Below are 24,576 nucleotides of genomic sequence, written 5' to 3'. Positions count from 1 at the left end.
AGAACGGATTTAAGCGTGAAAAGGCATATAGAGATAGAAAAACCATAAGTAAATACAAACCCTGTAAGCCCAGATTACGACTAAATTAGATATAATACCTATTAGTGGAACAACTCAAACAGTGTTCACGTTCATATTTGATTTCTTGAGCAGAACCGTCCAAGTCACTGAAAAACATAAAGTGATTGGAGCGGAGGGAAGTCGACTCCTGCGGGAACAGCACGAGTCCGAAGACCCCACAGCGTTACATTAGGGAGGGTCGACTAAAACCGCCCTTTGCGGGCAACGTCGACATACCCCTTGCCGGGGCAAGGAGGCTAAGGCCGTGCCCGCGGCTAGAAGACACTGTGAAAGTGCACTTCTTGAACAGATGTCGCACTTGAGCTGTTATAAAGTTAAAGCGACTTCCCGCAGCGGAAATCACGATACTCTCATTATGGTGGTTAGTTGCCTGCCAGAAGCAGTCATTTCAAATTTTCTCTGGTTCGCAGTTTGTGTCTACTTTTCATTACGGAATTGTTGCAAATTAAGAAATTTACTGGCTTGATTTTGAAAATGAAAAGGTGTGCAAGGGTAATGATGACGATTATTTTTTCTTTTATTGCTGGAATTTTACTTGGTGTTGTTTTTTCAGTATTTGATCTGCCGATTCCTGCTCCGCCAAATCTTGCGGGTGTGATGGGGATTGTTGGTGTTTTCTTGGGATATGCACTTATTAGCACAGTTATTTCTTAGGAGGAACTTTATGAAACTCATACTGAAGTCACTTTTGGCCGGTTTTTTGCTTGGGGTCGTGTTTTCATTATTGAAATTGCCAATTCCTGCGCCACCGAATTTACCGGGGGTTACCGGGGTCGTCGGGGTCTTTGTCGGGTTTATCCTAGTAAAGGCATATAAACGCAGAAAAGTGTCGAATACGAATTAAACGATAAAGGTGTCGGCAGTCACTTTCTAAAGAACGCCGACATCTTTTTGTTAGTGAACTCATTCTTTTGGCCTAAATGTGACAAATACTTTAAATTTCGTTGGAAAAATGTATAAAAACAGGTTATCCTTTAGATAGAAGAACCTTATATGCTCGATACGCATGTAACAGAGAGGAAGACACTTATGACTTATCGGGGAAATGTTATTAAACTGTTATTCAGAATGGATGATCATTTATTTCGGGTAAAACAAGCTGAAAAAATGTCAAATATATGGAAAACAACTGCCTGGCTGTTCGTGGCTGCTATGGGGGTTTACATTTGGATGGCTTGGCTTGGTATGGGTACAAACTTGTTATCAGAAAAGGCTTTGATGTATACACCCGAGGAATATGAGGCCGCTAAATTTTGGTTTGTGATCGGGCGTGCCGGATTTGGGCTGTTACTCGCCGCTCTCATTTTGTTTGTGCCATCTCTATTATTCTATTATTTAACTGGAATTCCGTATAAAAAACTTGTCTACATGCAACAGGCTGTTCTTCTTCTGCTGCTGGTTGAACGGCTCATTTGGATTCCACTTGCAGTCTATGCCGGGCTTGACTGGTATGTCTCGCCAATGTCATTTGGACCACTTATGGCTTACATCACCTCCCAGTCATGGCTGATTTACTTTTTTGGCGCCATCAGTCTTTTTCAGATTTTGATTATCTGGTTTCAGGCTAAGTTTCTGAAGCGTTTTGGTGTTTTAAAGCTACGCTGGATTTGGACGAGTCTTATTTTATTACATATCTTTGAGTGGGCATGGGCTGCTTTGCTCGCATCAGTTGATCATATCGTATTAGGCGGGTGGTTTGGATGAACCGAAAAAGATGGATCAGTGTCGTGGCTGGTTTGTTTGTAATTCTCAACATATGTCTTGTTATGTTTGATGATGAGGGTAAAATTGACAGACTGTCTTATGTATCTGAATGGGATGAATTATTTCAAACAGACCTTTTTGAGCATCTGAAAAAAGACGGTGTACTGGACTATGCCGCTGAATACCATATGTATTTTGATGAACGATCAGGCCGTTTTGGTGAATTCCTTGTTGAAGAAGGTAGTCAGATCCAGCAAGGTGATCCCCTTTACACATATGAAGTGCGCAACTTCGCCGAAACGCGGCGTGCCCTTGAACAAAAGGTGCAGCAATTGAGAGAGGAAATCAGTTCTGTTGAAACAGCCTTGAGGACAATCGAAAGTGCCCCGGTTAATTCTGAAACGCTCTCCATCATGTTTCCGGATGAAACAGGCGCCATGGAGGTCCCACAAGGGTCAGCAGAAGCAGATATGCTAAAAGCTCAATTTATTGCTGAACAGGAAAAAGAGCTTGGACAGCTCCAGGCTAAGCTGGGTGCTGTGGAAGCTGAAATGTCCGCCGTTAATGCTCAGGAAGCTGAGGTAACCGTAATGAGCCCATATAATGGTCGCATTATTAATCGCTCAGTCGCCTTGGATAATCCGTTGCTGACGATTGGTGGAGAAGGTTTGCTGACGAAAGGGATACTTACAGAAGAAGAACGGGCCATGGTTGAGGCCGATATGGATGTAGAGGTACATGTGACTGAACAGCAAAAGGTTCTTGATGGAAGCTTTTTAGAATTATCAAAGGATCCTGCTGCGGTAGCCCTGGAGGAAGAGAGCCGCTATCCATTTACTGTTAATTTTGAAACAGAAGAAACGGATGAGAACGAAGGCGATACTGAAGAATATGATAAAACCGAACAACATGGTGAAACCGAAACAGGCCAGGATGAACTTGAAACGACAGAAGAGAAAGAACAGGAATTACTGCCAGGCTATCATGCACAACTGTATATTACGCTAAATGAGGCGTTGGATACCCTTGTAGCTAATAAGAATTGGCTGCAGGGTGAAAGTATTTGGGTGATGACAACGACAGGCACTCTAAAACCGGAAATCGTTGATCGTGGGCTTGAAATGAATGAGCTTGTGCAGATAACCGGCGATGTAGAGAATGGAAATTGGGTAGCCGTGGAGGAAAGTACTTCATTTTACCCGGACTCAGTGTTCGTCACCCCATTCAAGGCAAAACGCGTTCAGTGGTCGAATGCTGCAGAGCAGGTTAATTGGAAGGAATACATTGTAACAGGATTATTGTCACGCTAAGTATATATTGTCATTACTGATCAAACCATGTCGGGACTCTGAATGAGCTCTGGCATGGTTTTTGTTTGTTCGGCAAATTGTTTAAGATAGCAGTTAAAGAGGAACAATCTAAAGGTAACACAAGACGGATGTATTTACGTTGAACAGGAGGTATTCGAATGGTTTACAGAGTAGAGATGCCAGTCGATCATGGTGCAGATCATACATTAGGATTGTTGAAAGAAGGTTATACGTATATTTCAACAAGACGTGAAAAATTTAACTCGAACATTTTTGCAACACGTGTGCTTGGCGGTCAGAATGCAATTTGTATGGGAGGAAAAGAAGCAGCTGAAGTATTTTACGATACTGATAAATTCAAACGTTCAGGTGCCGCCCCCAAACGTGTTCAAAAAACATTATTTGGCGAAAAAGGTGTTCAAACGCTTGATGGTGAACCACATAGAAACCGCAAGAAATTGTTTATGGATTTAATGACTGAAAAGCGTTTGGCTGAGATGCAGAGCATTGTTGAAAAGCATTGGCAGGAAGCTTTAACCAAGTGGGAAAACAAGCCATCAGTTCATTTGTATAAGGAAGCTAATATTTTACTAACACGTGCGGCCTGTGAATGGGCAGGCGTTCCCTTAAAGGAATCAGAAGTGCCCAAACGCGCTAAACAGCTCAACGCTTTATTTGATGCGGGCGGGGCAGTTGGCCTCAGACATTTTGAAGGCAGAAAAGCCCGAAAAGACGTAGAAGCATGGTGTGCTGAGCTGATTGGGGCTGTAAGAAAAGGCAATCTTCAGGCAGAAGAAGGAAGAGCGCTGCATACAATTGCCTGGCATAAAGAGCCGAATGGACAATATATGCCTAAAGCAATTGCAGCTGTTGAACTGGTCAATATTTTACGTCCAATCGTAGCAGTTTCGGTCTATATTGCCTTCAGTGCACTTGCATTGCATGAATATCCTGCCGAAGCCACTCAATTGGATGATGATACACGTATACAATGGTTTGTTCAGGAGGTCCGCAGATTTTATCCATTTTTCCCTGTAGCTGCGGCTCGTGTGAAAAAAGATTTCACTTGGCAGGGCTACGTATTTAAAAAGGATACACTGGCATTGCTGGATCTTTATGGAACCAATCATGACCCGGATCTCTGGGAGAACCCAAATGATTTTAAACCAGAACGATTTAAGTCTTGGGATAAGAGCCCGTTCGATTTTATCCCACAAGGCGGGGGCGATTATTATAAAAATCATCGTTGCCCAGGAGAATGGCTCACGATTGATATCATGAAAACCAGTATTAAAATGCTTACAAGAGAAATGAGCTACACCGTCCCGCCTCAAAATCTTAACTACAGTATGAACCGGCTTCCAAGCCTCCCCAAAAGTGGCTTTTTGATTAAAAATGTGACAGCAGGAAAACACTAGGTGATTTCTAAGTGCTAACAAAAAATCTTAAATGCCCTTGACAATGCAGGCAGGGGTCGATATAATGTGAAGCATAATTTAATAAGACCTCACTTTTAGCAGGTGGGGTAGAGGCGCGATGTTTAACGATCGGCAGTGGAGCTTGAGGAAGCAACGATGCTGCATGATCAGGAAATATCGCCGAAGCAGATAATAGCCTCACTATTATCTTGCTGGGTCTGTAATTCATAGTTACAGGACTGTCTTGGTAAACGTCCGGTTTACCGAGTTGAGCTATCTCATTTTGAGAAAAGAAGAGGAATGACGGGCATTCTATAAAAAAATGCGACCCGAGTTCATCTCGGGTCGCATTTTTTTATTTTTATCAAGCTTGTCGAACTGCAAGGTGTGGGTCAATTATAAAAAATGGGAGGAGAAACATTTATGAGAAACAAGTTGGTTGGATTATTGGCAGTCTTGATCTTAGGCGCAATTTTAGCTGGATGTGGGGCAGAAGAGGCATCGGGCGAGCAGAAAACAGAAGACGATACATTTACAGTGGGACTTGAAGCAGGCTATCCGCCGTTTAATTGGACACAAATGGACGATTCCAATGGTGCTGTTAAGATTGACGGGAATTCAGAATATGCTGGGGGCTACGATGTTGAAATAGCTAAGCGGATTGCGGACGGTCTTGGCAAAGAGCTTGTTATCGTTAAAACGGAATGGGATGGACTCGTACCAGCATTAACATCTAAAAAAATTGATGCCATTATTGCGGGAATGTCCCCTACTGAAGAACGCAAAGAATCCATTGATTTTTCTGATGTGTATTATCAGTCAGACCTGGTTATGGTTGTGAAAAAAGGTGGTGCGTATGAGGGAGCGGATTCTCTTGACGATTTTTCCGGAGCTAAGATTACGGGCCAGCTGAACACATTCCATTACTCGGTCATTGCCCAGATCGAAGGCGTTGATAAGCAACCTGCAATGGACAACTTCCCTGCGATGCGCGTTGCATTGGAGTCTGGAGTTATTGATGGCTATGTTACAGAGCGTCCCGAAGCTGTGAGTGCAGCCAATGCTAATGATAACTTCGCCATGGTAGAATTCACAGATGGATTTTCCACATCTGAAGAAGACACGGCAATTGCAGTCGGCCTTCGTAAAGACAGCGAATTGACTAGCGACATCAACGAAGTACTCGAAACCATATCATTGGATGAACAAACAGAGATTATGGACAAAGCGATCGAAAATCAGCCATCGGCACAGTAGCAAGGAGCATTATTTATGAGTTTTGAATCAGTCATCCAAATTATCACAGACAACTGGCCCATGTTTTTACGAGGTGCTGGTGTTACACTATTAATCTCAATGATTGGAACGACTGTCGGCGCTGTTATCGGTCTGTTGATCGGGGTTTTCCGTACAGTTCCGACACCGGGAAATGCTTTTAAGCGTATCTTGCACAAAATGCTGGGAGCTGCGTTTTCCACCTATATCGAAATCTTCCGCGGAACACCAATGATTGTGCAGGCAATGGTCATTTATTATGGGTCCGCGATGGCACTGGGGATCGACATGGACCGGTTGTATGCCGCGATTTTCATTGTTTCAATTAACACAGGTGCGTATATGTCAGAAATTGTCCGGGGCGGCATTGTTTCAATCGACAAAGGGCAATTTGAAGCTGCTCAAGCTGTGGGCATGAACCATATACAGACGATGATGCATGTGGTCTTGCCTCAAGTTATGCGGAATATACTGCCTGCAACAAGCAATGAGTTTGTGATCAATATTAAAGATACTTCTGTCTTGAACGTTATTTCCGTTACTGAGCTTTATTTTCAAACGAAAACAATTGCTGGGAATAACTTTAAATACTTCGAGTCATTTCTGATTGCCTGTGCCATATATTTTGTCATGACATTTGCAGTGACCCGGTTGCTCCGTCTGATCGAAAAGAAACTCGATGGACCTGACAACTACAACATGGCCGGGAATCAAATGCAGGTCAACACACCTCAAATTGAAGGGCAATCTTAGAAGGAGTCATACATTGTGCAACCACTTATAGAAATACAACATTTAAGAAAATCATTTGGGCATCATGAAGTACTTAAAGATATTGATTTCTCCGTTCATAAGGGTGAAGTCATTTCCATCATAGGTTCTTCCGGATCAGGGAAATCAACCTTGCTCCGCTGTGTCAATCTGCTGGAGCGGCCAACAGGCGGAGATATTATCTATAAGGGTCAAAATATACTCGCAGGCGCTAATGACCTTGGCACTTACCGTAAAAACGTCGGCATGGTCTTTCAACAATTTAATTTATTTAACAATCACAACGTCTTAGGGAATTGTGTTGTCGGTCAGAGAAAAGTTCTCAAGCGCACCAAACAAGAAGCTGAAGAAGTTGCGATGAAATTTTTGCATCATGTAGGAATGGGTGAGTTTATCCATGCCAAGCCAAAGCAGCTTTCCGGGGGACAGAAACAAAGGGTAGCCATTGCAAGAGCATTGGCTATGGAGCCAGATGTGCTTCTATTTGATGAACCAACCTCAGCACTTGATCCCGAAATGGTCGGCGAAGTGCTGACAGTGATGAAACAACTTGCTGAATCCGGACTAACGATGTTAATCGTGACACACGAAATGGCCTTCGCCAGAGACGTTTCCGACAGGATTGTGTTTATGGATCAGGGTGTCATCGCAGAACAAGGACCCGCAGACCAGATTTTTGAAAATCCTGTAGAAGAACGAACAAAAGCCTTCTTAGGCAAATAAAAACAAAATCAAAACACGGAGACTTCAATAACCTTGAAGCTCCGTGTTTTTAAATGTATTCATAACCCAATAACCCCTTGCTTTGACGGAAAGTTTTAATGAAAACACAAGACAAACTGTAACTAGAGAAAACTTGGAATGACTGCTTCTAGCAATCGCTCGGGGAAACACTGCGCTTTCCGCGGGCGCTGCTGAGCCTCGGGGCCACAGGATGTGGGTCATGAAGGTGTTGCGACAGGACGTCGCGGTTTTAGCCTTCCTTCCCCTATAGCGACCTCCGGGGTCTCATCGAGGCTTGTTCTCCCACTGGAGTCTCCGTGTTTCCCCCGAGCTTGGTTTGGGAGGTTATTCTCAAACTCTTATAGGAGTAGAACCGTCCAAGCCACTGAATTAAATAAAGTGATTGGAGCGGGGGGAAGTGATTCCTGCGGGAACAGCACGAGTCCGAAGATCCCACAGCGAGGACATTAAGGAGGGGTGACTGGGACCGTCCTTTTCGGACAACGTCGACATACCCCATTGCAGGGGCAAGGAGGCGTTAGGGGATGTTCGATTTAAACCAGCGCGTCCTGCGCCAACATCGAACGATCTGCGTCCTGCAGGCCCCTTGGCAAAGAAGACACTGTGAAAGTGGGTTTATTGAACAGATGTCGCACTTGAGCTGTTGTAAAGTTAAAGCGGCTTCCCGCAGCGGAAATCACGGTACTCATTTAAACATATGAAGGGGCTTAGTGACAGTCAAAATATGCTTAGTTAGTTCGCTGTCTAGGGAAATTTTGTCCTTGCAAGAGATAATGTTTTCTGTTTGGAGGATTGATGGGATGTTTGTGTGTTTTATCAAAAAATTTCATAAAACATCTGGACAAATGTGTTTGTAAGCGCTATTATGGATTAACGGAACATATATGGACATTTTCCCTAATGAAAATACGGAATAGTCTGTGCAAGGAGAGAGATGAATGACAAATATGATGAACATCATGAAAGATGTTATAGCGTTCAGAAGGGATTTACACCGCTATCCGGAATTGTCTGGTGAGGAATATGAAACATCACGCAAAATACAAGAGAAACTCGCTGAATACGGTATCCCCTATCAAACTGGTTTTGCTGGAACAGGGGTACTTGGCATCATTGAAGGCGATCAACCCGGGCCGACAGTGGGATTGAGAGCCGATATTGACGCTCTCCCAATTACAGAGAAAACTGATGAAGCCTTTCGCTCAACCATTGACGGTGTTATGCATGCCTGTGGTCATGATGCTCATACAGCAATGCTGCTGGGAACAGGTCGGCTTTTGATGGCAGAACGGCACAACATTGCCGGAAAAGTTTTGTTGATTTTTCAACCGGCTGAAGAAGATTCACCAACAGGCGGAGCAGCGCAAATGCTGGAAGACGGCGTTTTTGCCGAACATCAACCTGATGTATTGGTGGCACAGCATGTGTGGCCGTCACTTCCAGCTGGCCAGATCGGTGTTGTGCCAGGACCGATTATGGGCAACTCCGACCGCTTCCAAATTACAGTGCGCGGGTCTGGCGGTCATGCCTCAATGCCGCATGACACAGTTGATGCGTTGGCTGCTGCAAATCAGATATTCACCGCGCTGCAGACCATTGTCAGTCGAAATGCCAATCCATTTGATCCAGCCGTTATTACAGTCGGAAAAATGGAAGGCGGCTACCGGTACAATGTAATAGCCGATGAAGTTGTGATGGAGGGAACGATCCGGACACAATCTGATGCTATGAAACACATTATTAAACACAGGTTCCATGAAGTTGTCCAGGGTGTGGCCAGTTCAATGCAAGCCGAGGCGAACATCATATACTATGACGGGTATCCGGCTACAGTTAATACTGAGCGGTGGGCTAGGCGTGTAAAACAAACAGCTGCGCGGGAATTCGGTGCCCAACAGGTTCCTGAAGTAAGCCCCAGCTTAGGGGGGGAAGACTTCGGAAGGTTTTTGGAACGATATCCAGGTGTCTATTACTGGCTTGGAACCTCAATTGGAGAAGGACAAAAGCCGCTTCACGACCCCGGATTTATGCTAGACGAGGCAGCGCTTGAAAAAGGTGTTACCTTGATGAGACAACTCGCTTTAGATATTCTGAAAGATTTAAAGGATGGTCATTATGATTGATATCAATGAATTTATTGAAGGTATAACGGATGAATTGATTGAAAACCGACGTATGCTGCACACAATCCCAGAAGTGGGTTTTACGGAATATGTGACCACATGGCACATTGTCAACCAATTGAACAATACAGCTTTTACAGTTTACTACGGACGAGATGCGCTTGATTCTGACAGTCGATACGCTGTGCCTGATCAGGAGACCCTCGAGTCAGCTGAACAAGAAGCTGCAAAGGCGGGTGTTCCAGTAGAGATGCTCGATCATATGTCAGGCGGGCACACGGGCTGTGTTGCAAAGCTGGATACCGGCCGGCCAGGGCCTCATATTGCGCTTCGTTTTGATATTGATGCCTTGCCGATTATTGAAACAGATTCTGATGATCATATCCCTGTCAAACACGGGTTTTGCTCTCAAAATCATGGAGCAATGCATGCTTGTGGGCATGATGGTCACACTTCAATTGGTCTTGCTGTGGCAGCGTTTATTAACAGATTCAAAACCCAATTAACCGGTACTTATACTTTATTATTCCAGCCAGCAGAAGAAGGCGGAAAAGGTGCCAAAGCAATGGTCGAAAAAGGATGGCTTGAGGGTGTCGACTTTTTTTTGAGTGGGCATCTTGGGATTATGGAAGCCCCTGCAGGTACAGTCGCTGCCACGACTGAAAGGTTCCTGGCAAGTTCAAAACTGGATGTGCATTTTAAAGGCAAGTCAGCTCATTCTGGGCTTGAGCCGAATGCCGGGAACAATGCTCTTCTCGCCGCAGCGACTGCCGCTTTGCACTTGCATGCCATTCCACGTCATAAAGACGGGGCAACACGCGTAAATGTTGGCACTATGAAGGCCGGATCTGGCCGTAATGCAATCGCTGACACAGCCCATATCGCTTTGGAAACACGCGGAGAAACAACGGTGCTCGATGATTATATGCAAACTGAAGCCAAACGTATTCTTAAAGCCTCAGGTGATTTACATGGTGTTGAAACACACATCAATATGATGGGGAGAGCATTGAATGGGAAGTGTGACCCTGTATGGAAAACAATCATTCCAGAAGCTTTAAAAGAGACGTCTGTTGTTACAGATGTTTGGGAGCATGGAGAACTCGGAGCCTCGGAAGACGTGACATACATGATGGAAGCTGTGCAGCAACAGGGCGGTAAGGCAACATTTATGCTGTTTCCGAGCCCGCTTCCCGCTGGACATCACCACCCAGCTTTTGATTTTGAGGAACACGCGATGACGACAGCAGTTGCCGCATTTGTAAGTATGATTGCTTATCTCAACGAGTTTGGCAGTCATTTAATTGAATAGGAGAGGGATCACATGCAAAAGTGGCTTGAAACCCATTTGTTGAAATTAAATGGTACACAAGAGATGGATTACATCAAGGGCTTCACCCGACACGGTTATTCAAAAGAAGAATCTATTTCTATTGAGATGTTTAAACAAATTTCTAAAGAACTGGGACTCAGCATTCGTGAGGACTTGGCGGGAAATGTCATAGCCCGCTGGGAGGGAACAACGCCGGACCTTCCGGCAGTTGCTACAGGCTCACATCTTGATACCGTCACCAATGGCGGTGGCTATGATGGTCTGGCAGGCGTATTGTGTGCACTTGGTGCGGTGAAGCAGCTGAAAGACCATCGTTTTCAGCCGAACTACCCGATAGAAGTTATTGTGTTCCGCTCGGAAGAATCAGCTCGCTTCGGCATTTCAACTCTTGGCAGCAAGGCGATGAGCGGATTGCATACGTCTGAGATTGGTTCTGTGGTTGATCAGCAAGGCGTTTCGATTAAAGAAGCTGTAACACAATGCGGTTTTGACTGGAATGCATTTTCTGATGCTGAACGAGACATGGAAGAACTAAAATCTTTTGTTGAACTGCATATTGAACAAGGGATGCTTATTGAGAATGCCGGTAAAGATATAGGAATTGTCGAAGGTATTGCCACCCCGATCCGACTGGTGATTACAGCGGAAGGTCAGGCAGGTCATACAGGAACGACCCCGATGGATCATCGGCAAGACGCACTTGTCGCGATCAGTCCGCTCGTCCAGTTTGTTCATGATTATGCAAAACAATGCAACAGACACGAAACCATTCCCGTTGTAGCAACAGTCAGTATGCTGTCATTAGAGCCAAACGCCATGAATGTCATACCGGGAAAAGTGGAAATGGGCATTGATATTCGCAGTGTTAATGATGATCTGAAAGAACATGTTGCGACCGCCATTAAACGGGAGTGTCTGGAATTATCCCGGGTTCATGATGTCGAGATACATGTGGAGGAACGGGTGAATAACGCCTCTATCTTCTTGGGTCGGGACATCAGCAGAAAGTTGCATAAAGCGGGAGAATTAGCCGGGCTGACGATCCATCCCATGCACAGCGGGGCGGGTCATGACGTTATGAATATGGCAGTGAAATGGCCTGCGGGCCTTATATTTATCCCTTGTAAGAACGGCATTAGCCACCACCCTGCAGAATACGCTTCTCTTGAAAATTTGGAAAAAGGTGTTCAGGTTTTGAAGGCGTATTTTGAATCTGAAGCTGGTGAAGCGCCATGCCAATTCGAATAGGTGCCATCGGTCCTGCTGATTCAGTTCAACGGGTGATGGAAGTCGGCCAGCAATACACAGATGTTGATATCAAACCATTTGTGTATCAAGCGACTGAGGATACGGGGATTATTATTGAGAGAAATCGACATTTGGTGGATCAGTGGTTTTTTTCCGGTCCCGTGCCCTATGACTTTGCGGTACAAAATGACTTTATCAATCCAGATGAAGGCATTTATGCGACGCTACACGGTTCCAGTCTATTGGGCGTTCTGCTAACTGCCTCGATGGAAAGACAACAGCTAATTCCATCCATTAGTCTCGACTCTATTGATGAAAGCCAGCTGCGATCCGTTAAACCCGGCACAGATATTAATCACCTGAAGATTCATCAATATCCCGGAACCGGATATGTGCCTAAAGATAAGCTTGTTGCATTTCACGAAGCTCTTTACCGTGCAAATGAAACCACTGTCGCAATTACATGTATCAATGGTGTCTATCACCAACTGCAGGCTCGAAACATCCCTGTGTACAGAGTCATTCCATCTGAACTGGCCGTCCAGCTCGCCATTGACTACCTGCGCCAGCGCCAGCAGAAATTATCATACAGAAAGAAACAACTCGTAATCATTGGTTTTGAAGTCATTTACCCATCAGCTATAGAAGACGGATTTATTCCTTATAAAATTCAGCATTCAGAACTTGAATTGCACCACCAGCTCCTTCAATTTACTGAAAAAGTTAATGGGTCACTCGCTAAGATTGGCAATGGAAAATATGTTGTGTATACGACCCGCGGCGAACTTGAATTCTACCGTCGCACACACTCACTTGAAACGTTTGTCGAGGACATTAAAAGGCATAGCAGTCTTGGTGTCCGGGTTGGTATTGGCTATGGACATACCGTTCTTGAAGCTGATGAACATGTGCATATTGCTTTTGATTATGCGAGACAGGATAACCGACACAATCTGATCATCGTTAATGAAGACAAGGAGGTGAGTGAACTCAGAGGCTCATCAGAAAGCACACTGCTTCAACAGCGCATAGTCCGAGAGAAATTTGAGGGACTCGAAGTCAGCGCAACACAAGCGATGCGCGTGTTTACATTGGCTCAACATCATGAAAAACAGACATTTACCGCTCAGGAACTGGCAGGCTGGCTTCAAGGAACTGAACGCAACGCCAGGCGTGTTTTACAAGCGCTGGAACGGGCCGGGTTTGTAAGAGTGGTCGGCGAAGAATCAGGTCAGCGGGGCCGGCCGCGACGTGTGTATCAGTTAGAAGAAAAAGCATTCGAATGGACAGTCGACAAGGGAGATTTTAAACAGAGAGATCATTAAAAAGGGAGTTGAAAACATGGCAAAATCACAAGAAAAAGAAAGTAAGGGGTTCTTGAGCGCAGTTGAGCGCTTGGGGAATAAGCTGCCAAATCCATTCTTCATATTCGTTTATTTGGCAGTAGCTGTTGTATTAGTATCCTGGCTGATCAGCAGTTTAGGCGCAACTGTTGTACATCCTGGTACACAAGAAGAATTGCCGATTAAAAGTCTTGTGTCTGGTGAAGGTATCCAATATATTTTAGACTCCATGCTCGATAACTTCACTGGTTTTAAACCGCTTGGCCTCGTATTGGTCATGATGCTTGGGATCGGTATTGCTGATAAAGTCGGTCTACTTGAAACTGCCATTAAAAAGTCTATTTTAAATGCTCCAAAACCACTTGTCACCTATGCCGTTATTTTTGTGGGCATCCTCGGCAACCTTGCTTCGGATGCGGCGTTTGTTCTCGTTCCGCCTCTTGCTGCCATGGTGTTCTACACGGTTGGACGTCATCCGCTTGCAGGGTTAGCGGCAGGGTTTGCGGGTACTGGGGCAGGTTTCACCGCCAATATTATTATTGCTGGTACCGACGCCCTCTTATCAGGGATTTCAACAGAAGCAGCTAAAGCCATTGATGACACGATCAATGTTACACCAGTTGACAACTGGTACTTTATGATCGTTTCGGTTGTTATTTTGTCTGTTGTCGGCGCTATTATAACCGAAAGAATTATTGAACCCAGACTGGGTAAATATGAAGGCGATTTCGATGGTGAGGTCCAAGAAGTGACCAAATTGGAGTCCCGAGGATTGAGTAATGCCGTCATTGCGGCAATTGTATTCCTGCTAATTCTAGCTATCGGACTTTTCTGGCCGGATTCCCCATTGAGAGGTGAAGGAGGTAAGATCGTCCCTTCTCCATTCTTGAGCGGAATTGTCCCGATTCTTCTTTTCTTCTTTATTACACTAGGTGTCACGTACGGTATAACTGTCAAAAAAATTAAGTCGTCCAATGACATTCCAACATATATGGGTGAGGCCATGAAGGATATGTCGGGTTACATTGTGCTCATATTCGCTGCAGCCCAGTTCATCAATTACTTTAACTGGACCAATCTTGGAACATATGTAGCTGTAAACAGTGCTGAGTTTTTGACCAGTATTAATATGACAGGGATGCCGGTGATCATAGGATTCGTGCTGTTAACTGCCCTATTGAATCTTGTAGTGTTCAGCGGCTCTGCACAATGGGCGCTAGAAGCTCCGATTTTCATCTCAATGTTTATGCTGCTGGATTATAACCCGGCATTTATTCAAGCCGCATACAGAATTGCGGATTCGTCAACCAATATCATTACGCCGCTAAATCCATATATTCTAATCGTCCTTGCTTTCATGCGGAAATATGATAAAAATGCAGGCATCGGCACATTGATCTCTCTCATTCTGCCATACAGTCTGATTTTCCTGGGCATCTGGATCGTATTACTCTTAATTTTCGCCTATACAGGTATCCCATTCGGTCCTGGTGTAGGTGTGTACCTGTCGTAAAAGAGCATCTACTCATTTGCTGTAGTCAATAGTTGACGCTATACGTGCCAGTGTTTATGATGGGAATGTCTGAAAAGATGAAAGGAGACATAATCCCATGAAAGAAATAACAACAAAACAACTGGCTGAAAAACAAAAAGAAGATGCGGACATAAGCATTATTGACGTACGTGAAGACGAAGAAGTCGCTAACGGCATGATTCCGGGAGCCAGGCATATTCCCTTGGGAGAAATCCCACATCGTCTAAGTGAAATTGATAAAGACAAGACCCATTATCTTGTTTGCAGATCCGGTGGCAGAAGCGGCAAGGCAAGTGAATTTATGGATGAACACGGATACGATGTTATTAATGTTGATGGCGGAATGCTTGAATGGAAGGAAGACACTGTTAAGAAAGACCAGTGAATATAAAAAGCATGGATTTCGGAGCAGCCTTCGAAATCCATGCTTTTTTCGTTGCTATTTTTCAAATGACTCGACAAGCAAAGTCAGTTCTTCCCAACGTTCCATTTTTGCTTCCAGAGCTTCCTCTGTTTCTTGTTGTGTTTCAAAAAGGCTCTGCACTCTCTCAGCATCACTTCCTGCTTCTGAGATTTCAGTTTGGAGCTGATCTATCTTTTGTTCCAATTCAGCAATTTCATCTTCAATAACCGCCCATTCTTGTTGTTCATGGTAGGATAATTTCTTTTTCTTTTGTGGTGTTGCAGCAGCAATGTCCTTTTGTTGAGTTTGAAATGATGGTTCAGGCGAAGAAGAAGCCAGACGCTGCTCTTCCATATAGTCACTGTACGAGCCAATATAACGTGACGTTTTTCCGCCGCCTTCAAAGATAATCAAACGGTCGATGACACGGTCAAGAAAATAACGGTCGTGAGACACAGTTACGACGACCCCGGGGAATTGTTCGAGATAGTCTTCCAGAACCCCGAGTGTCTGTGTGTCAAGGTCATTTGTCGGTTCGTCGAGGAACAAGACATTCGGCTCACCCATTAGTACTTTGAGCAAATAGAGCCGGCGGCGCTCGCCTCCAGAAAGACGCCTGATATATGTCCACTGCTGTGGGCGGGAAAACAAAAATCTTTCAAGCATTTGTTCGGCCGTGATCACTTCCCCGTTTTTCGTGTGAATCACTTCAGCGACCTCTTTAATATATTCAATAATACGTTGATTGTCGTCCAGTTCGGCATCTTCTTGAGTATAATAACCAATATTAACGGTTGAACCAATGTTTATATCACCGCTGTCTGGTGTGATTCGCTCCGCCATCATATTTAATAAGGTTGTTTTCCCCGAACCATTCGGACCGATAATGCCGATTCGATCTCCTGGAATAATCAAGTCACTAAAATCCTGCAATAAAATCCTGCCGCCGAATGATTTCGTCACATTCGTTATCTCGATCACCTGTTTACCGAGCCTGGCCGAGCCTGCCTGAAATGCAACTTGTTCGGACTCCGTTTGAAAGGTTTGGGTCTGCATATCGGCGATCCGGTCTTTTCTGGCCTTTTGTTTGGTGGACCGTGCCCGGGCGCCTCGTTTCAGCCAGGCTAATTCCCGTCTCAATGTATTTTGATGCTTGGCCTCAAGCTGCTTCTCCAGTGCTTCACGTTCTGCTTTTTTCTCAAGGAATAATTCATAATTGCCTTCATACGTATAAAGATTACCGTGATCAAGCTCGAAAATCCGACTTGTAACGCGGTTGAGAAAGTATCTGTCATGCGTAACGATTAACAAGGCTCCTGAATAATTTTGTAAATAGGATTCAAGCCATTGAACACTTTCATTATCCAAATGGTTTGTGGGTTCATCTAAAATCAGTAAATCAGCAGGCTGAATCAATGCTTTGGCAATAGCGACGCGCTTTTTCTGGCCCCCGGATAATGCTGTGACCGGTTTATCGAAGTCAGCAATTCCTAATTTAGTCAGGATGGTTTTTGCCTGTGTGTTGGCTTCCCAAGCATTGATTTCATCCATTTTTTGCTGATGTTTTATAAGATTTGTTTGGGCTGATGAACTGTTGGGATTAAGTTGGAGCTCCAGCAGCGCTTGTTCATAATGGCGCATGGCCTTCATAACTTCGGATTCACCGTAGTAAATCTGCTCGATGACTGTCAGAGCAGGATCAAGTTCAACTTCCTGAGATAAATATTCAATATGATAATCACCAGGTGCCTTGATGGTGCCTTTCTCTGGTGGTTCGATGCCGGCAATCGCTTTTAGCAAGCTTGATTTACCTGTGCCATTAACACCAATCAAACCAATGCGATCGTGTTTACCAATTATAAATGAGATATGATCAAATAATGTTTTATCTCCGATGGATTGATAGAGTTGTTCTACTGTTAACATCTTATAACCTGCTTTCTTATGGACGGTTTCTATGCGTTTACTTTATCATGAATGTAGGCTGTTCACCAAGTTGTGACAGCTCTTACAACAAATCCGATAACCATGATAATCAAGAAGAGGACAAAGAGCCAGAATAGTATATTTCTGTAGAATGGGTATTTTTGCTGTGACATGGGTCTCCTCCTTTTGAAGTTAAAAAGTGTTGTTCTGTCTTGTAACGTACTATAATGATAACATGTATTGATGCTGGAGGTGAGATGTTGCGTGCAGAAGAACTTATAAAGCGAGTGGATCAGCATTCGCCATCGCTCCTAGGTAAGGAGCATTACAGAGAGTATGGGATCTTAATTCCCCTCATCATGGTGAAAGGCGAGATTCATCTTTTGTTTGAAGTACGTGCAATGAATATGCGCAGTCAGCCCGGCGATGTATGTTTTCCGGGTGGCAGAATGGAAGACGGGGATATAAACCCGGAAGCTTGCGCTGTTAGAGAAACATGCGAAGAGATTGGGCTGACACCTTCTCAAATTCATAATATCCATAAGCTGGGCCATGTCATATCAGAAGGGCGGATTATTCATTTGTTTACAGGATTTATTCCGTCAGAAGATCCCTTAAATCCTGACCCGGGCGAGGTGGACCATGTATTCACTGCCCCGCTCGACTATTTCATGACCACAACCCCTGAAAGGTATCAGGTCGGTTTTCGCGCTATACCCGAAAAGGACTTTCCACTTGATTTGATTCAGGGCGGAGAGAATTATAATTGGCAGAAGCGTTATATAGAAGAACTCTTTTTTAAATATGAAGATAAAGTCATTTGGGGTCTTACAGCATACTTGATTACCAGATTGATCAACATTGTTAAGCCTTGAAAATGAACGAAACAGACCAGTCCAATGCGGCTGGTTCTTTTTTTATATCGTTTATGCCCCTTTTTCCTTGCATCGTTCGATTATAAGGGTGAAAGGAGGTGGCACACATGGGTGTAGAAGATAAAGTGAATTCTTCCTTGCGACTCGTTCTATACGATGGGGACGATCTGGTAACAGGGAAGCCGATTTACAAAGCCAAAACGTTTAACAATGTTAAGACAGATGCAACTGCAGATCAGTTGTACGCAATCGCAAATGCTCTGGCTGCTTTGCAAGAAAGACCGCTCAGCAACATCGAGCGCAGAGATACGTCAAACATTCACCAAGCGTAATAAACCAGAGTCAACTAAACATCTAACAGAAAGGAGGCATACTCATTATGAAACAACTTGAGTTAAAGTTTGTAAATCAAGAAGGCAAAACAGTCACTTACACCTTAGACAAACCAATTGAACCTGTTGATACAGCGGCAGTTCATCAGGCGATGGATGAAATCATTTCACGAAATGCTTTTACTTCAACCGGCGGTAACATTGTAGAGAAAAAAAGTGCGCGCGTTGTAGAACGTTCCGTTGAAGAAATTGATCTGGGAATCTAACGTCCAGACATTCAGATTCTCGTCTAAGGGTTATACTTTACAGTTTAACCCCTTGATGAGAAGCAGATTCAAACTTAGATACAGGACTGTGATGCATGGGAGCATGGATGGTGCTACTATGCATCATGGTTTTCATTATAAAGACAGGAGGAGAGATTCAGATGGAAAACTGGGTTTCATTCGTAACAGAAGTGGGTTTTCCTATTGCGGTGACTTTCTATTTGCTGCACCGGATTGAGGGGAAACTTAATGTTCTGATTGAATCGATCCATGCCATACCGGATCAACTAAAAGTTTAATCTTGTAAAAACCCTGTTTAATTACAGGGTTTTTAGTAGTGATGTCGAATTGTGTCGTATTGTTCAAGATTTTTCTCGTTTTAAGTACAATTATTTTGTGAATTTAACTTTAACAATGTCATATTGTCAGGTTATCATTATGTTATGGTCGAAAATGTCGAATTTAAGATCAATTATCAAATAAGCCTATTAGGCTATTTTTTTATTTTATGATATAAATAAAATAGCAAAGTGAAAGGAGGAGCAGATCAAATTGAAGTCGGATCGTGAAGCGGAAAATAAATTAAAACGTATTGTGAATCGTCTTCATGAAGTGGAAACAAAGCAACGGTTAATGGATGGCAGAATTGCAGAATTGGAGCATCAGTCTTATCTTCATTATAACCACCTTAAACAGCTCCAAAAAGTGTCCACCCAACAGGAGCAATTTATCGCACAGCTGATTAACATCATCGGCTCAACAAACAAAATGGTCACGGACTTGTTGGAAATAGCCCCCCAAGCCCTCCATAGCGACCCTTTACCAAAATCGATTTCTAAGCGCATTCACTTCGTATAAAGAGCTTGCAACTAAATGATGGTTGCCGGTTATATGTTTATTTCCAAGCCCACTATTTGGAAGACCAAGACATGTGTTTAGCCGGTACCATCATAAATTAATAAGGTGTTTCTTCTTTAATTATCCTCCAAACACCTCGTTAGGCTCCTCACTGGTCAAGAGCGGTTCAGCCCCGAATCGCTCTTTTAGTTTTGGGTAATTTTTCTAACCAGAGGTTTATGCTTATAGATAAAGAGGTATGTATCACTAAACAGCAAACGAAGGAGGGTAACAGATGCTTTGGACGATCATTGCGATATTGTTAATTTTATGGTTAGTAGGCTTCTCATTTGATGTAGGCGGCCTAATCCACATTCTGCTTGTTATAGCCGTCATCGTTTTAATCATTCGACTTGTAACAGGCGGCAGAGCTCCTTAACCTTAAATATGTTTAAACGTCATTCAACCTGGCAATACACTAAATGAAACTGGTTTTAGGAGGTTGAATATAATGAGTAAAACAATAGCATGTGTTCTAACAAATATGTTTGAAGATGTGGAATACGACAAACCTGCTCAATCGTTTAAAGATGCAGGTCATAAAGTTGTAACGATTGAATGGGAAAAAGGCAAACAAGTGACTGGAAAGCAAGGGAATACCTCTGTAACAACTGATGAAGCAATAGAAAATGCCAATCCGGATGACTATGATGCGCTCTTTATTCCAGGCGGCTTTTCGCCTGATCAGCTGCGCGGAGATGATCAATTTGTTTCTTTTGCCAAGTCATTTATGGATGCTAAAAAGCCGGTTTTCGCCATCTGTCATGGGCCACAGCTTCTTATTACAGCCCGTTCTCTGGAAGGACGGCATGCCACTGGCTTCAAATCCATCCAAGTTGATATGGATTATGCCGGGGCAAAAGTACTGGATCAGGAAGTGGTCGTATGCGGCGATCAACTTGTGACGAGCAGACAGCCCGATGACATTCCTGCATTCAACAAGGAAGCATTGAAGCTTTTAGGCTAAAATGTATTTCTCATTGTGTTAATTCCCCCCTTAATAAAAGACCAGCGCCATGGGATATTCAGGCGTTGGTCTTTTGATATATTACCGTGGAGGCCGGTTTTGCCGGTATTTTTTATCATCTTTCATGGCATTTAATTCTTCTTTACTTTTGTTCTTCTTCTTTTTTCCTTTACTCAAAAGAACATACCCCTTTCTGGTTAAATAGGATTCATTTCCCGATTGTTCTTATGATCCACTGCATAGCAGAATCTATACATCAAAAAAGACGCTTAAATAGCGTCTTTTTGATGTCCACGTCTAGCTCCAACGCCTATCCACCGAGTTTTCTGGGATGATCAAGGTGTTTCCACATTTGTTTTGTTTTTGTCTTATTTCTTTTTCCGTTTGCTTAAACGACCCAAAACAAATGCTAATAAGCTGACGATCAGAAGTGTATTCGTTTTTTTATTAAACATTTGCTTTGTAATGAGGTTTAGATTTTGCGGCCGTTCTGCCAAGCGGCGCATAAAGTATCCATACCAGTCGTTGCCAAATGGGACGTATGTACAGAAATGATAGCCCTCTTTAGCAAGGTCAAGCTGCATATCTTTCCGGAAACCATAAAGCATCTGGAATTCAAATTTATCTTTTGGTATATCATGATCTTCTACAAATTGTTTAATGTGATTAATAACATGATGATCGTGTGTGCCAATTGATGTGAATTTTCCACTTAGCAAATGGTATTCAATCAGCTTAATGAAATTCTCATCTATATCTTTTTTCTGCTGCCATGCGACCTCAGGAGATTCTTTATAAGCCCCTTTCACAATACGGAGGCGATGCTCTTTATATGTTTGAATCAGTTCCGTGGACTCATAAAAATATGCTTGAATCACGGTGCCGATGTTCTGGTATTTGGCTGCTAGCGTGTCAAACAACTCGAATGATGGCTTTAAGTGGGCATGATCTTCCATGTCCATATTAATGAAAATATTATATTCGTCGGCTTGAGCAACGATTCTTGTAAGGTTGTCTAAACAAAAATCAAAGTCGATATCAAGACCAAGCTGGGTTGGTTTAAGTGAAATGTGAGCATCGACCTGATGTTCATGAATAGCCTCAAGGACTTCCAGAATTTGATCCTTTGCTTCAATAGCTTCAGATTTTTCATATACAAATTCACCCAGATTATCAACTGTTGCGGCAATGCCGTGAGCGTTCAGTTCTTTAACGCTTTCAATCATTTCAGTGATGTTTGTACCGGCGACAACAGTTTGTGCTCCAAGTTTGAAACCATACTTTTGGGCCAATTTATTCAAGGCCTGATTTTGAGAAAGACTCATAAACACATTTTTCAACCACATAATTTATGCCCTCTTTTATCTCTGTATTTTAATAGTATTATAGCAGAAAAAAAGAGAAAACGCGTGTAAAAACTTTAAATAAAGGTATTGACATTTGATTTAAAGTTGCATATGATGCAGATACCTATTAATTCTAGGTAGGTGATAAAATGTTTAATCGGGAACTTGTTAAAGGCAGTACATCTCTTCTTGTACTTCAATTGCTGGATGAACGGGATATGTACGGGTATGAGCTGGTGAAAGAAATGGATCGCCGAAGTGACCATACCTTTCAGATGAAGGAGGGAACACTGTATCCTGCACTTCATAAACTTGAAAAACAGGCTTATGTCGAACATTACTGGAGTCATGAAGACCGGGGACCGGCACGTAAATATTACCGGATTACCGAAGCAGGGCAGGCGTTACTCTCAGAACGGACAAATGAATGGCATCAATACGTCCAAGTAATGAACAAATTGATTGGAAGAAGTGAATCATGACAAATGGTGCTGAAACATTTCTGCATGAATTATCACGGGAAATTGGGCGTCATCCGGAGAAACAATCGCTCATGCAGGAATATAAAGCCCATGTTACAGATCTTCTGCAGGAACACGAAACACTTGAGTCAGATGAGGTGTATCCATATCTGGTTGAAAGGCTTGGTACCCCCAAGGAGATTGCTACTGTCTGGCATGACGAATCAAAACTGACAGAGAACAAGATGCAATGGTTGTTTGTGCTCCTAAACATCGCCTTGTTTGTGGGTGGCGGACTCCTGACAGCTGGCTATAATCTGTTTCATTGGACGTGGCTTGGCACAGTTTGGAATGTCATCACCGATTTATCTTTTGTGGTTATGACGATTTACATGTTGTTTTGGGGGCTTTTAGGTTATGAAATCGGCCGTGAATTTGGCCATGCAGGGAAAAAACTTCTCAAGAAGACATTTCTCCTGTCAATTTTACCAAATCTGGGTTTGATGTATTTGATCATATTTAAATTGATTCCCCATGCTTGGTTTGGCTCGATGATCAGCATGCCTTTTATCCTATTGTGTACAGGGCTGACGGCTATTTTGTATCCTGTATCATGGATCGGATACAGATGGGGGAGACGTGATTCAGTCTGACATGAGTCCACGGCTGTGTTATTTTTTAACTTTATACCTAGAAAAACAATGTATGTAGAATTACAAGGTAGGGTGATTGATGATGGAGCGGCAAATTCGCTGGCGTGAGGTGTTGTTTTTTATAACTTGTTTGTTGCTGGGGGTTTTGGGAGAACTGAGTTTCTTCCATGAGCAGATTGGGATGTCCTTTTTGATTTTTATAAGTGGATTTTATGCTGTCCTGCTTATTCGGTTCGGGCTTGGTTTTTCCAATCGGCGTATTGGAATACTGATAATGGCTTCGATTTGGATTCTTGCAGGCACATACGCTTTTTATGATCAGCATATATTTTATGAGTTAAATGTCTTGCTCATACCAGTACTGACTTTCTTTCATGTCGTGCTCATTACCAGGCCCACGCATGTTAAGTGGAGCAAACTGAACTTTGTTTTCTTGCTTTTACAGAAGATAAAAGAAGGCATCATGTATGCAGCGGCTTTTATTAATCAGATGACGTCTCAAGTGTTTAAGCGCTTGAACACCCGTGCTGCTGGGGTTGCCAAACAGGTTACAATTGGGCTTCTTCTTGGATTGCCGATTTTGTTTGCTATGACATTATTGTTGATGTCTGCTGACCGCGTCTTTGCTGATGTGATGTTAAAATTGCCATCAATTTTATTCGATGCCAGGGCGCTTCAAAATGTTGTTCACGGGGTTATTGCATTACTAATGGGACTCTTGTTTTTCGGGGTTTTCCAGGTGCTTAAACGATCTGATGAACAAAACGGCACGGAGGGGAGAGAACTTCTCAAAAGCAGGGTACGATGGAATGCTGTAACCCCGTTGACAATACTGTTTCTCCTAAATTCTGTGTATGTGATTTTCACGGTCATCCAGTTTAAGTACTTTTTTGGTGAGGGATTGCAAGATGGCTTTACGTATGCAGAATATGCAAGGCGGGGTTTTTTTGAATTGCTGTTTGTCACCCTGATCAATTGGAGTCTGCTGATCACCTTCTTAAAAATGGTAAACATGAAAGGCCGTTGGATGAAACGGGTGCTAAGGTTGATGTACGCCCTCCTGGTTGCAGTCAGTGCTGTGATGCTTTTGTCCAGTTACCAGCGCCTTGGGTTATATGAAGCAGCCTATGGGTATACAGTAGAACGTGTTATGGCCCATGCATGTATGCTTTTGTTAATGGTCATCTTCGCATACACGTTTATCCGAATCTGGATTGAACGTTTGGCCTTGTTGCATTTTTATCTTATTGTAGGGCTTGTGTTTTATACAGGTATAAACGCGGCAGGTATTGAAAAGATTGTTGTCGAGAACAACCTGGAACGTTATGAAGCGAATGGGAAAATTGATATAGATTATTTTAAAAATCTCTCATGGACCGGGCTCGCTGGTCTTATGGATCTGTATGAACTGGACCCTGAATATCCGGGGCTGGAGGAATATTTAGAAAAACAGAAGCAGCATCTTAAGGGTAAAGAAGATGACTCATGGCAATCGTTTAACATGACACGGGATAGAGTCAAGGAAAGAATGGAAGGTATGGAATTTTAACCAAAGTTAAGGAGTTG

Annotated in this window: 26 protein-coding genes and 1 riboswitch; of the genes, 24 read left to right on the top strand and 2 right to left on the bottom strand. The window is 43.3% G+C overall.

Features of this window, described 5'->3' with window-relative positions:
- Nucleotides 1-576 precede the first annotated feature (576 nt).
- From JNUCC1_RS02430 to JNUCC1_RS02365, 14 genes are all read left to right on the top strand, one after another.
- Nucleotides 577-735, top strand: a complete 159-nt coding sequence (locus tag JNUCC1_RS02430) for a XapX domain-containing protein (RefSeq protein ID WP_156643834.1) — start codon at nt 577-579, stop codon at nt 733-735.
- A gap of 10 nt (nt 736-745) precedes the next feature.
- Nucleotides 746-925, top strand: coding sequence for a XapX domain-containing protein (locus JNUCC1_RS02425; protein ID WP_156643833.1), 180 nt, complete (start codon nt 746-748; stop codon nt 923-925).
- A 149-nt stretch (nt 926-1,074) separates the two neighbouring features.
- Entirely contained in the window at nt 1,075-1,785 is a 711-nt protein-coding gene (locus tag JNUCC1_RS02420; protein ID WP_231746951.1) for a hypothetical protein, read from the top strand.
- The gene (locus JNUCC1_RS02415) at nt 1,782-3,095 is read left to right on the top strand and encodes an efflux RND transporter periplasmic adaptor subunit (RefSeq protein ID WP_156643832.1); all 1,314 of its coding nucleotides are present in this window, start codon (nt 1,782-1,784) and stop codon (nt 3,093-3,095) included. Before JNUCC1_RS02420 ends, JNUCC1_RS02415 begins: the two co-directional genes overlap by 4 nt.
- Nucleotides 3,096-3,253: 158 nt before the next feature.
- The gene (locus JNUCC1_RS02410; protein WP_156643831.1) at nt 3,254-4,513 is read left to right on the top strand and encodes a cytochrome P450; all 1,260 of its coding nucleotides are present in this window, start codon (nt 3,254-3,256) and stop codon (nt 4,511-4,513) included.
- 100 nt (nt 4,514-4,613) lie between these two features.
- Nucleotides 4,614-4,797, top strand: a riboswitch (Lysine riboswitch).
- A gap of 139 nt (nt 4,798-4,936) precedes the next feature.
- Nucleotides 4,937-5,770: a transporter substrate-binding domain-containing protein gene (locus JNUCC1_RS02405; protein ID WP_156643830.1), complete on the top strand. Its 834-nt coding sequence runs from the start codon at nt 4,937-4,939 to the stop codon at nt 5,768-5,770.
- Between the two features lie 15 nt (nt 5,771-5,785).
- Nucleotides 5,786-6,541 carry an amino acid ABC transporter permease gene (locus JNUCC1_RS02400; protein WP_156643829.1) on the top strand — a complete coding sequence of 252 codons (756 nt, stop codon included), beginning with the start codon at nt 5,786-5,788 and terminating at the stop codon, nt 6,539-6,541.
- A 15-nt stretch (nt 6,542-6,556) separates the two neighbouring features.
- Nucleotides 6,557-7,282, top strand: coding sequence for an amino acid ABC transporter ATP-binding protein (locus JNUCC1_RS02395; RefSeq protein WP_331713569.1), 726 nt, complete (start codon nt 6,557-6,559; stop codon nt 7,280-7,282).
- A gap of 959 nt (nt 7,283-8,241) precedes the next feature.
- On the top strand, nt 8,242-9,426 hold the full coding sequence (locus JNUCC1_RS02390) for a M20 metallopeptidase family protein (protein ID WP_231746950.1): 1,185 nt from the start codon (nt 8,242-8,244) through the stop codon (nt 9,424-9,426).
- Nucleotides 9,419-10,738 carry an amidohydrolase gene (locus JNUCC1_RS02385; RefSeq protein WP_156643828.1) on the top strand — a complete coding sequence of 440 codons (1,320 nt, stop codon included), beginning with the start codon at nt 9,419-9,421 and terminating at the stop codon, nt 10,736-10,738. Before JNUCC1_RS02390 ends, JNUCC1_RS02385 begins: the two co-directional genes overlap by 8 nt.
- 12 nt (nt 10,739-10,750) lie before the next feature.
- Nucleotides 10,751-12,007 carry a M20 family metallo-hydrolase gene (locus JNUCC1_RS02380; RefSeq protein ID WP_156643827.1) on the top strand — a complete coding sequence of 419 codons (1,257 nt, stop codon included), beginning with the start codon at nt 10,751-10,753 and terminating at the stop codon, nt 12,005-12,007.
- A complete protein-coding gene (locus tag JNUCC1_RS02375) occupies nt 11,992-13,332 on the top strand; it encodes a hypothetical protein (protein WP_156643826.1) in 1,341 nt (446 codons plus the stop codon). Before JNUCC1_RS02380 ends, JNUCC1_RS02375 begins: the two co-directional genes overlap by 16 nt.
- Nucleotides 13,333-13,348: 16 nt before the next feature.
- A complete protein-coding gene (locus JNUCC1_RS02370; protein WP_156643825.1) occupies nt 13,349-14,863 on the top strand; it encodes an AbgT family transporter in 1,515 nt (504 codons plus the stop codon).
- A gap of 97 nt (nt 14,864-14,960) precedes the next feature.
- A complete protein-coding gene (locus JNUCC1_RS02365) occupies nt 14,961-15,269 on the top strand; it encodes a rhodanese-like domain-containing protein (RefSeq protein WP_156643824.1) in 309 nt (102 codons plus the stop codon).
- A 54-nt stretch (nt 15,270-15,323) separates the two neighbouring features.
- Here the strand turns inward: JNUCC1_RS02365 and abc-f are convergent, their stop codons facing one another.
- Nucleotides 15,324-17,213: a ribosomal protection-like ABC-F family protein gene (gene abc-f / locus JNUCC1_RS02360; RefSeq protein ID WP_156643823.1), complete on the bottom strand. Its 1,890-nt coding sequence runs from the start codon at nt 17,211-17,213 to the stop codon at nt 15,324-15,326.
- 257 nt (nt 17,214-17,470) lie between these two features.
- On the opposite strand from abc-f, the gene JNUCC1_RS02355 reads away from it, so the two are divergent.
- The 7 genes from JNUCC1_RS02355 to JNUCC1_RS02325 all read left to right on the top strand — a co-directional run bounded on the left by JNUCC1_RS02355 (nt 17,471) and on the right by JNUCC1_RS02325 (nt 20,550).
- Complete coding sequence (locus JNUCC1_RS02355; protein WP_197431601.1) at nt 17,471-18,088, top strand: NUDIX hydrolase; 618 nt, start codon at nt 17,471-17,473, stop codon at nt 18,086-18,088.
- A 107-nt stretch (nt 18,089-18,195) separates the two neighbouring features.
- Nucleotides 18,196-18,420, top strand: coding sequence for a DUF1659 domain-containing protein (locus JNUCC1_RS02350; protein ID WP_156643821.1), 225 nt, complete (start codon nt 18,196-18,198; stop codon nt 18,418-18,420).
- A 47-nt stretch (nt 18,421-18,467) separates the two neighbouring features.
- Nucleotides 18,468-18,686 carry a DUF2922 domain-containing protein gene (locus JNUCC1_RS02345; protein WP_156643820.1) on the top strand — a complete coding sequence of 73 codons (219 nt, stop codon included), beginning with the start codon at nt 18,468-18,470 and terminating at the stop codon, nt 18,684-18,686.
- Nucleotides 18,687-18,847: 161 nt separating this feature from the next.
- A complete protein-coding gene (locus tag JNUCC1_RS02340; protein ID WP_156643819.1) occupies nt 18,848-18,985 on the top strand; it encodes a YvrJ family protein in 138 nt (45 codons plus the stop codon).
- A gap of 253 nt (nt 18,986-19,238) precedes the next feature.
- Nucleotides 19,239-19,544, top strand: coding sequence for a hypothetical protein (locus tag JNUCC1_RS02335; RefSeq protein ID WP_156643818.1), 306 nt, complete (start codon nt 19,239-19,241; stop codon nt 19,542-19,544).
- A gap of 274 nt (nt 19,545-19,818) precedes the next feature.
- Nucleotides 19,819-19,962 (top strand): lmo0937 family membrane protein, encoded by a 144-nt coding sequence (locus JNUCC1_RS02330; RefSeq protein WP_156643817.1) that lies wholly within the window; start codon nt 19,819-19,821, stop codon nt 19,960-19,962.
- Between the two features lie 72 nt (nt 19,963-20,034).
- A complete protein-coding gene (locus JNUCC1_RS02325; protein ID WP_156643816.1) occupies nt 20,035-20,550 on the top strand; it encodes a type 1 glutamine amidotransferase domain-containing protein in 516 nt (171 codons plus the stop codon).
- Nucleotides 20,551-20,918: 368 nt separating this feature from the next.
- Here the strand turns inward: JNUCC1_RS02325 and JNUCC1_RS02320 are convergent, their stop codons facing one another.
- A complete protein-coding gene (locus tag JNUCC1_RS02320) occupies nt 20,919-21,896 on the bottom strand; it encodes a proline dehydrogenase family protein (RefSeq protein ID WP_156643815.1) in 978 nt (325 codons plus the stop codon).
- A 149-nt stretch (nt 21,897-22,045) separates the two neighbouring features.
- On the opposite strand from JNUCC1_RS02320, the gene JNUCC1_RS02315 reads away from it, so the two are divergent.
- From JNUCC1_RS02315 to JNUCC1_RS02305, 3 genes are all read left to right on the top strand, one after another.
- The gene (locus JNUCC1_RS02315; protein WP_156643814.1) at nt 22,046-22,378 is read left to right on the top strand and encodes a PadR family transcriptional regulator; all 333 of its coding nucleotides are present in this window, start codon (nt 22,046-22,048) and stop codon (nt 22,376-22,378) included.
- Nucleotides 22,375-23,010, top strand: coding sequence for an HAAS signaling domain-containing protein (locus JNUCC1_RS02310; RefSeq protein WP_156643813.1), 636 nt, complete (start codon nt 22,375-22,377; stop codon nt 23,008-23,010). The genes JNUCC1_RS02315 and JNUCC1_RS02310 overlap by 4 nt, the downstream gene beginning before the upstream one ends.
- 79 nt (nt 23,011-23,089) lie before the next feature.
- Nucleotides 23,090-24,559, top strand: a complete 1,470-nt coding sequence (locus JNUCC1_RS02305) for a DUF4153 domain-containing protein (protein WP_231746949.1) — start codon at nt 23,090-23,092, stop codon at nt 24,557-24,559.
- Nucleotides 24,560-24,576 lie beyond the last annotated feature (17 nt).

This window comes from Lentibacillus sp. JNUCC-1 (genome assembly GCF_009741735.1).
Lineage (GTDB): Bacteria > Bacillota > Bacilli > Bacillales > Amphibacillaceae > Lentibacillus_B.
The sequence above is the reverse complement of the archived record's forward strand: the minus strand, read 5'-3'. Positions and strand labels throughout refer to the sequence as shown.